Source organism: Marinimicrobium hydrolyticum (assembly GCF_030848505.1).
Classification (GTDB): Bacteria; Pseudomonadota; Gammaproteobacteria; order Pseudomonadales; family Cellvibrionaceae; genus JAVDDU01.
This window is the reverse complement of sequence record NZ_JAVDDU010000002.1, coordinates 49,380-63,067: the sequence shown is the minus strand read 5'-3', so window position 1 is coordinate 63,067 and position 13,688 is coordinate 49,380. Positions and strand designations below refer to the sequence as shown.

Genomic DNA, 13,688 nt, shown 5'->3' with positions numbered 1-13,688 from the left:
CCGTTGTCATCCGCCAAAAATGACGGTATTGTTGACGGTATCACGGGTTCAATTTTGGCTGATACCGTCATGGCAGGACAAAAACTAACCGATGCGGCTGTTAAACAAGCCCAGCCCAAGGACAAAGCCTACAAGCTGCCCGATGGGGCGGGGCTTTATCTACTGGTGCAGATCAACGGCACCAAATGCTGGCGCTATGACTACCGCTTTGCTGGCAAGCGCAAGACTCTGGCCATTGGCACCTATCCCCTGATAGGACTAAAGGCCGCGCGGGCTGCTTTGGCTAAAGCTAAAAACCAACTTGCGGCCAACATTGACCCAGCTCAGGAAAAGCAGCGCCAGCGCCGGGAAGAGGTAATAGCCAAGGGCACCTTATTTTCTGCTATGGCTCTGGAATGGTGGGAGCACCAGAAGGGCACCTGGACGGAAGACCACGCCAAGCGCATCTGGACGCGCATTGAAAGCGACGCCTTGCCATTCCTGGGCCACCGCCCAATAGCCGAGATTCAGCCCCAAGACGTGATTGCCGTTGTTCGCAGAATCGAGCACCGGGACGCTCTGGATGTAGCCGCGCGAGTATTGCAGGACATACGCCGCATTTGCCGCTATGCCGTCCAGACGGGCCGACTTACTCACAACCCCGCCTCTGACCTTTCCGATGTGCTTAAAGGCCGAAAAACCAGCCACCGCGCCTCCCTGCCTCGGGAACAGTTGCCCGGCTTTTTAGGCGAGCTGGAGCAGTACGAAGGCCGGGGGCGACTGCTGACCAAGCTGGCTATCAAGCTGCTGGTGCTGACTTTTGTGCGCTCTGGTGAGTTGCGCGGGGCTACGTGGGAAGAGTTTGATCTACAGGAAAAGGTTTGGCGTATTCCTGCCAGCCGCATGAAGATGGGCACTGACCACATTGTGCCCTTGTCAGCACAGGCCGTGGAAGTTATCGAGCAGATCAAGCCGATAACTGGCCAATATGACCTAGTGTTCCCGTCTGAAAAAAACCGCCACGACTGCATGAGTGACAACACCATGCGCCGCGCCATTTTCAAAATGGGCTATGACGGCAACACCGAGGGCAAAAGCAAAGCAGTCCCCCACGGCTTCCGCGCCACTGCCTCTTCCATCCTGAACGAAACCGGCTTTAACCCCGATGCTATCGAGCGCCAGCTATCCCATATGGAGCGCAACGGGGTAAGGGCTGCTTATACCCACCATGCCCGCTATCTGGAAGAGCGAAGCAAGATGATGCAGTGGTGGGCAGACTATTTGGATACCCTTCGGGTTGGGGGTGAAAATGTGGTGCCCTTTAGTAAAGTGCGGAGGGCGTAATGGCACAGGATAAGAAGGGCGAGTACATAAAAACTGTTGGCTCCGGGATAACAGCCAGAGAATATAAGGTGAGCGAGGAAGATGGATCATTTCGTGAGGTTTACGATAGCGAGTGGCCGCAGCTCTTCATGTTCGACATTCCGCCAGGACTGGAGGGTGGGACGGCCAGGATATGGTCTGTACCGCACCCTGATGATATTTATCAGTTTTTATGGTCGGTTGTTGAAGAGGCAGGACTTCCCACTCATGAAGAACCAGTAATTTGGTTTGAAGATGGGAATTGGGAGGAGGTGCCTGAAGAAATACGAGACACTTGCCATGCAGCTCTAAGCTACAAGAGTACAGATCAGCAGTGGATTGAATGGGGGGCGTGGTGGGCTGCATATACGGAGAATGCTCAGGGAATTGACGGGGTAGGCGATATATTTTCCGCTGTTGGTAATCTCATACTTTGTGACTCTCCGGCGGGCTATGCACTCAGACTATTGGGAAAACTGCCTGGAGACGTAGAGCTTGATCGTATAATCAGCGGGCATTGGCGGATTGGGCCGGGAGATGACCTTTGGAGATTGTATTTGAAGGGCGTTGAGTTTGGAATGCTTTATTCCGAAGCTATAAACAAATTTAAGTGGGAGAGTCATTCGTTAACAGGAAAGAAGATTCGCGATAAAGGAAGAGAAGGGCATGAGCGTGCGCATGGAACACAAGAGGAAAAGGCGCGAAAGTGGGGCGCCTACCAACAAAAACTCAACGACATTCTGAGTAATAATCCTAGTTTGTCGTATGAACGCGCGGCATCTTTGACGGCCAAACACTTCAACGTAAGTACCAGAACAATTAAGCGACGTACAAAGAACCCCCAAAAATAAAGTAGGACAGTCCCTCTACTGTCCTAAAAGTAAACCGCAATAATCCTGCCAGCACTTAGTCAATCGAGGTAGGACTTTTATGTACCAACTCCCAGAAACCGGTTTTTGCCGTCTCAAGCAAATTATTGGCGACCCCAAAGCAAACCCACCAGTACCAGCCCTTATCCCTGTATCTAAATCCAGCTTCTGGCTGGGGGTGAAGGAAGGCCATTATCCACAACCTGTAAAACTAGGCGCGCGCTGTACCGCCTGGAGAGTTGAGGATATACGGGATTTTATCGAGCGAACAGGCAGGGAGGGCTAGGCAATGAATAAAAAAACAAGCCGCCTCCAGAAGAAAGCGGCCAGCAAATCGCACTTGAATAATACCAGCACCCGCGCCCAACGCAAGCGGTTACTTGATGCCCTGATAGACCTGGGGGCGGTCAATACGCTGTACGCACGGGATCGGCTTAATATCTTGATGCCAGCCGCCAGAATCAAGGAATTGAAGAACGCGGGCCACGACATATTCACAGATCGGATTACCATTACTGATAGAGACGGAAGGCCCCATAGCCGGGTTGCACGTTATGTGCTGATTAAGCTGGCGAGCAATGGGGGCTCTGCATGATGACCTATAACCTGGAGGTAGTTGAAACCCGGCGCTTTGCCGTTACCCTGGAGGCCGAGAGTCAAAAACACGCGCGGGAGCTTGTCCTGGAGGGCGATGCCGCCGGGGCAGTACGGTTTCTGGAGGTCGTCCGGCTGGAGGTTGCGCGAGTGTCCGAGGCTGAAACGACGCGAGGGGGCGACAATGGCTGACAAGCGCCAGCGTCTCAAAGGGCGAAGGGGCAAAGGTGGCTTTGTTGGTGTTCCGCACGTTGTCCTAGACTCCGAAGATTACCGGGAGCTGTCAGGGACAACGGCTAAAGTGTTGATGATGCTTTGCCGCCAGTACAACGGCCATAATAACGGGGATCTAAGCGCCCCGTTTAGCTTTGCCAAGCAATGGGGTATCAAGAGCCAGTCCACCCTTGCAAAAGCGCTCAGAGAGCTACAGGCGGCCGACTTGATCTTGCGATCGAGAGACCCGCGCCGAGATAGAGACAACCCCCACGGGCAATGCTCGCTGTATGCTGTGACCTGGGAAAATATCGACGAGTGCAATGGCAAGATGGATATTAGCCCGACCGTGACCGCTCCGCGAAAATTTGGGAATGCTGACAGGCTATGACTTTTCGATTTTTTCACCCCCAAAAATTGGAGCGATTCACTCCAGAATCTGTACTGACTCACTCCACAAAGTGGAGCGATGCCGCTTTAGTCACTCCATTTTCTGGAGCTGTTGGGCGGTTTTTCGGTTGGGTATCACTCCATTTTTTGGAGACCTTTATATATTACCAAGGGTATCTACTGTTTTACCGGCTCCAGTCACAAGCTAACCGCAAGAAACCAACGCCATGAAGCACCGGAAATCGAGAGCGTTAAACCATTCCATTGTCCAGCGAGTAACTGCCCTAATCGAAAGCACCCCTAGACCCTGGCAGATTCCAAGCTACAAAGCCGTTGTGGGGGTGCTGAATGCTGAGGGGTATGCAACTAGCCGGGGGAGCCCCTGGACGCCTCACCGGCTTTACAGGATGCTACAGCGCAATGGCTACTCAGGCTTGTATGGGATCAAAAACCGATGCGGGGCAGCCCATTCCCTGAAGGCTGAAAAAGGGCATTTCGAGAGTCCCTAAAAAGGGCGTTTTGCTACCAGTACGCGCGAGGTATTTCCCGACTATAAAAAGGGCATTCCCGACACTTGTACACGCGCGAATCTTGCCGTGATCTTGTCCCTATACGCTACATGCGCGTAGGTGGCTGTTAGTTGGTAAGAAATCCTAAGGCTATACGCGCGTGCGCCGCGCCTGAATGTCAACATTTGTTAACATCAAGCCAACTGAAAAACCGCTTTTGCTCAAATGCCCGGCCAAAAATTAGCCTGGCACAGTGGTCTGGTAGGAGGTACTTAAAGAGATTCTGCATGCCCCCCCATGGTGGCCTCAATAGGGGGTATCAGCAAAGATTGACGGTATCAGTGACGGTATTGAAAATGTTCTGTTTTATAAACCTTATATATATCAATTGGTTGGTGCGCCTATTCAAGTCCGGCCTTGGCACCATAAAGACGAAGGCTCTCCGCGATGCGGAGGGCCTTTTTTTATTCCTGCCCAAGCCGGACCAAGGTCCGGCGTTGACTCGCCCCATCCCTGGGGCTCGGCCCTTCGGGCCAGCATCCGCTGTCCTATTTCGCTCCCGGCGAAATGGTGGGCACCATGTTAAGGAAAGCCCTTCACGAAAGCGTAGGGCCTTTTCTTTATGTGTGCCAGTCCGGACCAGGGTCCGGCGTGCACTCGCCCCATCCCTGGGGCTCGGCCAGCGGCCAGCTGCGCTGTGCCAATTTGCTCCGGGCAAATTGGTGGGCACCATATCAAAGAAGGCTCTCCGCTTTGCGGAGGGCCTTTTTTTTATTCTTGCCCAGGCCGGACCGAGGTCCGGCGTTGACTCGGCGCTTCCATGCGCCTCGGTCCTTCGGACCAGCTTTGCTGTTCTAATTTGTTCCAGGCATATTAGCGGGCATCATCAATAGGTGGGCTCTCCGCGATGTGTAGGGGACCACTACTTCGAGGAATTTATGCTGGAGTGTTAAGCGAATCTATATCGTCGAGATGCAGTGTGCAGTGAGCCCTCGTGCCGGTATGTGCGGAATCAAACGAAACGTATTTCCCTGTTCTGTCCCAGCGCGGATGAAAGTCGCACCGGACCGTGTTTCGATATCTTAACGGTATCTTTAGGCTCAGTAGTAAATGCGATACTTGAGTAGTTAAATCAAAGCAATAGAGTTTTTGCATTCGATATCGGTCAGGATATGTGTCGGTTAGAATCATGGGTACATCATGACGTGCTTGTGGATGACCATCACTGGAAAACGCATTCTCTCCTATCTGTGAGACGTTACCCGATTCAGGATTAACGACAAAGTACCCTCGTTTTCCATTGAGGTTCTGTGCATACAGCACTACCTCATGTTGCGTAAGCCAGCTGGCATGTGAAATGTATTCACCAAGAGGCAAGATCGAAACGCTGTTGCTTTCAAAGCTGTACACGAGAGCTTGGGTTTTAACATCGTCCGAAGTATCAATCCACCTGTGAAACACCAAAGCCTTATCGCCTTTGGGCGAATATAAGCAGTGGGAGAAATAGTGGTACGCTCCGGTAGAGAACTCTCTTTTACTTATGCCAATTATATCTTCAAGGGTGAAGAGGACAGATGCTCGTCCAGTCTCACAATCTACAGACACTAACGAGTGTTCAAATGCGACACCGTCAATCATGAAGGAACCGCTCTTACGAAAGTATCCATAGCCTTTTAGTCCTTGGGAGAGCCGATCGAAGCTATAGCTGAGAAAACTGGAGCCATCTGGAGAAGTGGCGGCGACCGGGACGTCAAAGGTAGCTAATTTTTGGCTAGATGTGTCGAAAACGTGGGCACGATGTGCGCCATCAAGCCAGTCGTTAAAAATGACGACATCTTTGTTTCCGAGCCATTGAAGCATCGACCCTTGCTGCCAGTTCCAGAGTTTTGTCTCGGAAATCGGCCGATATTCGTTCCAATTATCACCGTAAAATATCCCGACTTCCATGCATCCTCCTTTCGGAGAATCGGGTGGGTGTTGTGTGCTAAAGCGATGTGTCAAAAGATATCGATTGTCTCTTGACCAGGGACAGGTCGTGTGGAATCCATAGAACGCCTTGGGTCTAAGCTGTATCAAATCTTCATTTATATTCTGTGCGGGTAAGGAAGATAGTGCGGCTTGGTAGAAAACCTTAAGGCTATTTCGAAAACGTGGTTGACCTTCCAGTGATTGATGTAACCTCCGTTCCAGTACGTTCATCAATAATCCTCCTTAAATGTTTTCAATCATATCCAGGATTTCTGTACTTTCGTTTGTGTACGTATATGTGCTGGCGGGCAACCTTATTATATTTCTGTACCATTTTTTGATGTCGCGATCAGTAATAGATTTAATTTGTTCTGACGCGATATCCTGTTGCTGAAGGTCTATTCCCACTCCTATGTCCAGTCCACTTACAGTTTCGCATTCATAGGTTCCTTGTTGAGCTATCAGTGGTCGGCCATAGCAACAGGCTTGATAGAATCTGCAAGTCCTAGACCACTTGTAACTGTCTTTTTGTTGATATCCAGCTACCCACACCATGCTTACGGCCCGGCACATATCAAAAACATCCTTGGGATTGTTATATGGACCCCCGTATTCAATCCACGGAACATCTTCAATATCTCGTTCAAAACTCGTGATCGAACGCTGTGCAACTCCCCTGACCTTTAGTAAGATACTACCCCTTGAAGACTTAACTAAATTCACCAAAAAGTTCCAGGTAACATTGCATCGTATGAGCCCAAAATAGCCGATAACCAGAGGTGATATTGGTGGATGACCGATATCATCCGTGCAAACATCTTGAGGCCATAGCTTATTTTCCAGCTTGTAACTTCGTTTTACCGAAGCATTGAGAAGCTTGTAATAGTAATTCTCCAGGTAAGATTCAGAAGTAACTATCAACAGATCAGTTCTATTGACCAGGTATTTTTCGAAAAGCCGAAAGAGTGATCCAATAACGTTTTTATTAAGCATCTGCTGTCGAATATCATGAATTTCATAGACAAGCTTTTTCCTTAATCCAATTGTTGCTATTAACATCAATGCTGCGGCATCAAACCCTGATGCGTATACGACATCTGACTTCTTGGCATGCTTCCTGAACGAGATTATGTTTTTAAACAGAAGGCAGGCCCTATTCATATAGTTTCCGGGTTCAATTTGTCCCAGAACAGTAACGTTGTCTGTCGCTCCGGAATGTTCTGAAGAAATTATTTCGAAGGTCTTCTGATCAAAGCCAATGGCATGAAAGTCACCTCCTTCCAGAATAAAGCTAGCCAAGCGCTTACGATGGATCGGGTAGTTTAGGGACGTGGTGACATACATCACTGAGGTTTTGGTGCGCATAGGGCAATCCCTTTGATTATGAATTATCAAATTCTAAAAGTCGATCTTGATATTTCAGGAGGATGTCTGCATTCCAATTGCTGTCTAGGACTAGTTCTTAATTACTATCTGCCTGCACCTCTATTGGTTTTAATGGTCTAAGGTAGATGGGAAAATCTCAATGTAACCTATAAAGTCGGTTTAATGCGAAGCATTTGCGTAGTCTATATGGTCATCGCTTGAGTAAATCGGCTAACATTTCATTGATCAAAATATTCTTCATAGAAGCAATGTAAATTATAGTTCTTCGTGTGTCTACCTTCGCTCGGAAAGGCTGGGATTTCGAGCATCTGAATGAAAAGTATGTGTATTTTATGCGTGCATAGCATATCGGTTTTGAGGTTAGTGGTAGAAGTCCGAAAACAGAAAAGTTGTGTCACTCTTCGCAAATATGAGGGCCGAAATTTTACCTCTGGATAAACCATTGATAATTCAGGGGCGGGAGTTGGGAATACAAAATACTTGATTGAGAAAAAATCTGCCCAAAAAGTGTTTTTGGTGTCAGTAAACTGTGGAGTTAGCGGTTGGCTAGAAAAAATTGATCGCAATGGCTTTCTGTAAAACTAAGTGGATCTGAGACGGTTTATTACCAGCGGTGCTTGCCCCACCTCTCCGGGTTCGCCCAAAAGCGTGGGTTGTTCCAGGTTCGTTTGTGGTTATAGCTTTCTATGTTGTAGGTGTACAACAAAAACTTGCGATCGGTTTGCTGCAGAACTGCTTCGCGGCGAAAACCGAGAGCGATAAAGTCGGTGAGCGTCCAGGCACTGTTTTCTGGTAGCACTACGGCTATCTGGCGAGTGCCGTAGTTGCGTAGTTGGCCGAGCAGGCGTTGACCTTGGGTGACACTGAGGTGCTCCAGAGTATCGGTAATGAGCGCCAAGTCTTGGGGGTGGGTCAGGGTTAACTCATTCTTGGCTTCAGTTGGAGTTAGCGTGGTGATGACGCATTGGTGTTGCTCGCTCCAGCGCTCGGCCACAGTATGGCCGAGGCGACCGAAACTAAGTAGTGTCACCGGTGCGCAGTTTTCTGTAATGGCGGCTAGAGCTTGATAGGGTTCATTCATAAGCGGCCACTTGGAATTGCTGGCTTCGAGCCAGAGAGATCGCCGGTCGGCCAGGAGGCGGCGCGGCGAATAAAGGTTACGTGAATCGATCTACCCTTGCTTAAAGTAGATACATCCTGATGGGCATCCACAGCCCCATAAGAATCATAATCAAGTTTTCGGTCAACGATACGAAGCCGAGTGGCACTTTGGAATCGCCACCAGCGCAGGCACATTTGAGTTCGCGCTTGTCGATATAAACCGCTTTGAACACTGATGCTGCCCCGATGGTGCCGATAAAAAGTGCCATGGGTGCTGCCAGCCAAATCAGTACGCCGGCCAGCATTAGGATACCCGCCAGTGTTTCGGCGAATGGGTAGACGTAACTATAGCGTACCTGCTTCTGTGCCAGCAGGTCGTAATTTAGAAACATGGTGCTGAAGCTTTCCAGGTCCTTCAGTTTCTGCAAGCCTAGCAGGCACATGGAAATGGCAACAAACCACTCCAGCGTGCGTATTGACCAAAGCGTCTCCAGCGCCACCCAACCTACAGCCAGGGCCATCAGAAATGCGGTAGAGAAAATGGCAATGATTGGCTGATAACTGACTTCTTTTTCCCCCGGTACATCCAGCCCGAAGTACTTCCGCAAATCCTCATACCCACCGATGCGTTCGCCGTCGATAAAAGCTTGCGGCGTAGTATCAACTTGGTGTTCGTGTTTAAACGCGTCGGCTTGTTCACGCGTCTTCAGGTGGTGATCTTCGATCTCGAAGCCTTGTCGCTCTAATAAATCCTTACTCTTGAGGCCAAAAGGGCAGATATGCTCATCAGTCACCATCCGATAGAGCTCAGCGGTTTTCGCGTGTTGTCGATTATCGCTATGCGCCATTTCAAGTTCTCCTGTGCCAGATGTCTCACGAGAGCCTTAGGCTATCCTACGTTGTGTTTCCACGTATGAAAACACTGTGCGCGCTGGAAAGCTGCGTATTGAACGATGATGCTTTGGGCGTGTTGTCTGGGTTTGACGGCAGGAAGTGAATTGGAGGTGGCGGCCAATAGTGCATTAGGTGGGAAAGTGAGAGGAAAAGCCCTCGCCTTAAGCGGCGAGAGCTTTCTGCGATTTACATATCACCAAAACCGAGGATGCCTTCGCAGTGCATCCACATGGTGTATGAGCCACCGCCGCATTCACCGTCCCAGGCGCTGGTGTTATAGCTCTGGTCGGCGCCGTAGCGTGTGTCGCCATTGATGATTACGTATTCAACACGGGCTTCGTAGCCTTGGCCCTGATCGTTGATCAGTTCTACATTTACATCCCCTGAAGCGTTAGTGCTGACGGAGTAGTCTTGCCAGTTCGTGGAGAGGCTCAGGGTTTCAACGGTGCTGCCACCCACGTTGACTCGCAACTGCTCGCTACCAGAGGTGCCGACCGCGCGCACTACTAAAGTGTTGGAGCCGCCAGCGCTTCCACCGCCGTTGCTGCTGCCACCACCGCCACTGCTGGAGCCTGCATCCCAAACAGTTACGTTGCTGCTGCCGCTACTTTCATAGCCTTCAGTCGCCATAACCTGGTAGTTGTGAGCGCCCAGTTGCCAGCCTTGGTTAGCCCAGGCGTTGACGTGATTTTGGAAGGTGATGGTGTTGTTTTGTCCCTGAGGGCGCTGTGAGGTACGCACACTCCAGTATTGATAAAACGTGGTGTTGCCTTCAATGGAGGGCTGGTTAACACGCTGAGTACGGTACAAATCGTAGGTGCCGCCATCACTTTGAACGGTACCCACAGAAGTGCCACCCGGTGGACGCCAGCTTCCCCAGCTATCGACCACATAGTACTCAATCAGCGGATTGGTGCTCCACCCGTACAGAGCCAGGTATGAGTTGCCTGAGGGCGAGTAGTCACCAGCATTATAGCCAATCACTCGGTTGCTGGTGCCGGTGCTCCAGCCCTTGCCGCCAACAAAGTTGCCGGTGTTGGACCAGGTATAGCTATAGTTGCCACCGTCCCCTAGCGTCATACAAGCCGTGCCGCCACCATCGGTCCAGTGGGTGAAGTAGTAGCCTCCGTGGGTTCCGGTTTGGTTGGAACAGTGTTGCTGTGCGCTGACAGCGGTGGATAACAACAGGCCGGCTAATGCCACGAGTAGTGACCAAGCCTTTGGTAAGGTTGATTTGTTTTTCATTTTTTTCTCCGGTTATACAGGCTAAGCGCCTGTCGGATAAGAGTTGTGGTTTACTCGGAGAGCAAACCTCTCGTACACCGTTGCCCGGCCAACCGCGTAATAGCCGGGCAGGAGAACCCTAGAGGGGTAACATCTTATTGTCAATGTGATCATAAGGATATAGTCAAAAGAAATATAAGGTTGCGCTTATCATATAGCGTTGACTTGTTAAACGCGGAATTACGTCAGGTTTTAGTGAGGGGCCGAATCAGTCGAAGGGGCAAGTCGTTACTCAAAAGTACCCGCACTCTGACTCGAGTGTTTCTTGCGGTAAGCCAAAGGAGTGACCCCCAGCATCCGTTTGAAGTGACGAATAAAACTGCTGTGGTCGTAAAAGCCGCAATCCAGGGCGAGCTCGGAAATGGGAAGGAGGGAGTTACGAAGATGTTCGCAGGCAATCAGAATACGCAGGCGAGTGATGTACTCCCGGGGGCTGGCCCGAAAGGTCTCCACAAATCGGCGTTCCAACTGACGCTGGGAAAAACCGAATCGTTCAGCGATCTCAGGGATGCTCAAACGCTCGGCGTAGTGGGCGCGGATGTATTCCACTACCTGAAAGACTGGCCGTTGAGGGTGGTCGTGCATGCGCTCATAGCTTTGCACAATGCCGCACAGCCCTACGACTTCACCTTGGAGGTTGAACAAGGGCACTTTGTGAGTGACGCACCACTCTGGAAGCCCTTCACGGGTGGGAAACAGCTCGATCAAATCCCGCAGCGGTTCGCCGGTGTGAAAAACGGTGGCGTCGTCACTGCGAAATTTCTCCACCATGTAAAGTGGAAAGAGAGAGTCATCCCGGCGGCCATATAGTTCTTTTGGGGAGGGGCAGCTACAGCGTTCCGCAAACGCCTGATTGCCGGTGATGATGCGCCCCTGGCGGTCTTTGACGAAATAAAGCACATTGGGCATATACTCGAAGAGCAGGCCCGCGGATTGCTTAGGGTCGAGTTGATCAAGCCAGGTGTTCAGGGTGGTCATGTCGAAATAATACAATTTTTATGCGACAAGGTACAAGCGCCACTTGCCCAAGGCGGATAGTATGAGGCGACTATAAGAACTGTTCCTGGGAGACTATCGATGCAATTTGGTGCGAGTACCTGGCTGTGGACATCCCCGTTCACCAGTGATCAAGTTAAGCTACTGCAAACTATCGCCGATCTGGGCTTCGATTTCGTGGAGCTGCCGGTCGAAGACCCCGAGCACATTGTGGTGGACAAGCTGAAGCCCGTCCTGCGGGACCTGGGGCTAGAGGCCGTAGTCTGTACCGCGGTAGTGGGTGAGCGCGATTTGAGCGCCGAAGACCCGAAAATTCGGCAAATCGCCCTCAATTATTTCGAATCCTGCCTGAAGTTGGCCGAAGGCCTGGGGTCAGGCTGCCTGGTCGGCCCTCTCTACGCCCCTGTGGCCAAGCCCAGACTTTCCACTGAAGCACTGCGTCGCGCCGAGTGGGAGCGATCGGTGGCTAGCCTGGCTCAGCTCTCGCAGACGGCGGGGGAACGGGGCGTTCGGCTGGGGCTGGAGCCGCTGAACCGCTTTGAAACCGATATGGTCTGCACCGTAGAGGATGCCAAACGTATGCTGGCGGACGTCAACAGTCCCCACCTGGGCATCGCCGTGGACAGCTTTCATATGAATATCGAGGAGACCGACCTTTGCGAAGCGATCAAGCAAGCCGGTGATCAGCTGGTGCACGTGCAGGTATCCGACAGCCACCGCGGCGTTCCGGGCGACGGCAATAGCGACTGGGCTGGTCTGCGCAAGGGCCTGCAAGCGATAGGCTACGACGGCAAATTGTCGATCGAGAGTTTTTCGCCAGATGCCTCCAGCTTGGCCGAAGCGGTGTGTATTTGGCGCCGTTTTGCACCTAATCAAGATGAATTTGCCCGTCGGGGGCTGGAATTTTTGCGCCACTGGTGGGGATAACCGGCGCACATGCGAGTGCGTGTGCGTCTGGAAGCTATTTAAACTAAATGATTTAAGCGATTAAAAAGGGGAGCGAAATTATGAAGACATTAAAGGTTGGACTGGTTGGACTGGGTTTTGGCGCGGAATTTATCCCTATTTATAAGGCGCACCCGAACGCGGAAGTGGTCGCCCTGTGCCAGCGCAACGAAGAAAGTTTGAACGAGCTGGCGGATAAGTTTGGTCTCAAAGGCGGGCGTTATACCTCGTATGAAGACATGCTGGCCGACCCCAACGTGGATGCCGTGCACATCAATACCCCCATTGGCGACCACGCCAAGCACAGCATCATGGCTCTGGAAGCCGGCAAGCACGTGGCCTGCACCGTGCCCATGGCTACCACCGTGGAAGATTGTGAGCGCATTGTTAATGCCGCCAAAAAAAGCGGCAAGGTCTATATGATGATGGAAACCGTCGTCTACAGCCGTGAATACCTGTTCGTTAAAGAGATGTATGAGCGCGGTGACCTGGGCCGGATTCAATTCCTCCAGGCCAGTCACCAGCAGGATATGGACGGTTGGCCCAGTTACTGGGAAGGCATGCCGCCCATGCACTACGCCACTCACTGCGTCGGCCCCGTACTGGGCCTGCAGCGCAAGCTGGCCAGTCAGGTGCAGTGCATCGGCTCGGGCAAGATTCGCGACGAGTTTGCCGGAATTTACGGTTCCCCCTTTGCCATCGAATCCTGCCACATTCAAATGCAGGACTCCGACGTGGGCGCGCGCATTTATCGCTCCCTATACGACACCGCCCGTCAGTACCGCGAGAGCTTTGATGTGTACGGCTCTGAGAAATCTTACGAGTGGCCGCTGGTCGAAGGCGAGGACCCAGTGATACACACCCGCGGCAAGCCCGAGCCGGAAGTGCCCGAGCATGTGAAAGTGCCGGATTACGCTCATCTGCTGCCGGAAGAAATCCGCTCCTTTACCGGTCAAGGCGTGTACGATGAGGAGCATGAGCACCTGAGCTTCACCCAGGGTGGCGGCCACGGCGGCTCGCATCCACATCTGGTGCACAACTTCATTCGCGCGGTGTTGGAAAACTATAACGCTTACCCGAATGTAGTGGAGTCCGCCAATATCACCTGTGTGGGTATTCTCGCGCACGAGTCGGCTATGGCCGGTGGTGAGCTGAAAGCCATGCCGGCGTTTACATTAGAGCAATGATCATTCATTCT

Annotated in this window: 15 protein-coding genes; 9 read left to right on the top strand and 6 right to left on the bottom strand. The window is 51.6% G+C overall.

The features are described from left to right. Nucleotides 1-3 precede the first annotated feature (3 nt). The 7 genes from RBH33_RS03640 to RBH33_RS17725 all read left to right on the top strand — a co-directional run bounded on the left by RBH33_RS03640 (nucleotide 4) and on the right by RBH33_RS17725 (nucleotide 3,916). Entirely contained in the window at nucleotides 4-1,323 is a 1,320-nt protein-coding gene (locus RBH33_RS03640) for a tyrosine-type recombinase/integrase (protein ID WP_306730775.1), read from the top strand. Next, nucleotides 1,323-2,192, top strand: a complete 870-nt coding sequence (locus RBH33_RS03635) for a hypothetical protein (protein ID WP_306730774.1) — start codon at nucleotides 1,323-1,325, stop codon at nucleotides 2,190-2,192. The genes RBH33_RS03640 and RBH33_RS03635 overlap by 1 nt, the downstream gene beginning before the upstream one ends. Nucleotides 2,193-2,271: 79 nt before the next feature. Next, a complete protein-coding gene (locus tag RBH33_RS17730) occupies nucleotides 2,272-2,496 on the top strand; it encodes a helix-turn-helix transcriptional regulator (protein ID WP_373568222.1) in 225 nt (74 codons plus the stop codon). 3 nt (nucleotides 2,497-2,499) lie between these two features. Beyond that, nucleotides 2,500-2,805 (top strand): helix-turn-helix domain-containing protein, encoded by a 306-nt coding sequence (locus RBH33_RS03630; RefSeq protein WP_306730773.1) that lies wholly within the window; start codon nucleotides 2,500-2,502, stop codon nucleotides 2,803-2,805. Next, nucleotides 2,802-2,996, top strand: coding sequence for a hypothetical protein (locus tag RBH33_RS03625; protein ID WP_306730772.1), 195 nt, complete (start codon nucleotides 2,802-2,804; stop codon nucleotides 2,994-2,996). Before RBH33_RS03630 ends, RBH33_RS03625 begins: the two co-directional genes overlap by 4 nt. Then, entirely contained in the window at nucleotides 2,989-3,408 is a 420-nt protein-coding gene (locus RBH33_RS03620; protein WP_306730771.1) for a hypothetical protein, read from the top strand. The genes RBH33_RS03625 and RBH33_RS03620 overlap by 8 nt, the downstream gene beginning before the upstream one ends. A gap of 226 nt (nucleotides 3,409-3,634) precedes the next feature. Then, nucleotides 3,635-3,916, top strand: coding sequence for a recombinase family protein (locus RBH33_RS17725; RefSeq protein ID WP_373568221.1), 282 nt, complete (start codon nucleotides 3,635-3,637; stop codon nucleotides 3,914-3,916). Between the two features lie 936 nt (nucleotides 3,917-4,852). Here the strand turns inward: RBH33_RS17725 and RBH33_RS03615 are convergent. From RBH33_RS03615 to RBH33_RS03590, 6 genes are all read right to left on the bottom strand, one after another. Continuing rightward, a complete protein-coding gene (locus tag RBH33_RS03615) occupies nucleotides 4,853-5,863 on the bottom strand; it encodes a hypothetical protein (RefSeq protein ID WP_306730770.1) in 1,011 nt (336 codons plus the stop codon). A 264-nt stretch (nucleotides 5,864-6,127) separates the two neighbouring features. After that, nucleotides 6,128-7,249, bottom strand: a complete 1,122-nt coding sequence (locus RBH33_RS03610; RefSeq protein WP_306730769.1) for a glycosyltransferase family protein — start codon at nucleotides 7,247-7,249, stop codon at nucleotides 6,128-6,130. Between the two features lie 625 nt (nucleotides 7,250-7,874). Next, nucleotides 7,875-8,351: a DUF6231 family protein gene (locus tag RBH33_RS03605; protein ID WP_306730768.1), complete on the bottom strand. Its 477-nt coding sequence runs from the start codon at nucleotides 8,349-8,351 to the stop codon at nucleotides 7,875-7,877. Nucleotides 8,352-8,451: 100 nt separating this feature from the next. Then, nucleotides 8,452-9,219: a MauE/DoxX family redox-associated membrane protein gene (locus RBH33_RS03600; RefSeq protein ID WP_306730767.1), complete on the bottom strand. Its 768-nt coding sequence runs from the start codon at nucleotides 9,217-9,219 to the stop codon at nucleotides 8,452-8,454. A 232-nt stretch (nucleotides 9,220-9,451) separates the two neighbouring features. Next, complete coding sequence (locus tag RBH33_RS03595; RefSeq protein WP_306730766.1) at nucleotides 9,452-10,510, bottom strand: glycoside hydrolase family 11 protein; 1,059 nt, start codon at nucleotides 10,508-10,510, stop codon at nucleotides 9,452-9,454. Between the two features lie 267 nt (nucleotides 10,511-10,777). Next, entirely contained in the window at nucleotides 10,778-11,527 is a 750-nt protein-coding gene (locus RBH33_RS03590; RefSeq protein ID WP_306730765.1) for an AraC family transcriptional regulator, read from the bottom strand. Nucleotides 11,528-11,626: 99 nt separating this feature from the next. Between RBH33_RS03590 and RBH33_RS03585 the strand changes: the two genes are divergently transcribed. Then, nucleotides 11,627-12,472: a sugar phosphate isomerase/epimerase family protein gene (locus RBH33_RS03585; protein WP_306730764.1), complete on the top strand. Its 846-nt coding sequence runs from the start codon at nucleotides 11,627-11,629 to the stop codon at nucleotides 12,470-12,472. Nucleotides 12,473-12,552: 80 nt separating this feature from the next. Then, a complete protein-coding gene (locus RBH33_RS03580; protein WP_306730763.1) occupies nucleotides 12,553-13,677 on the top strand; it encodes a Gfo/Idh/MocA family protein in 1,125 nt (374 codons plus the stop codon). Nucleotides 13,678-13,688: the final 11 nt, after the last annotated feature.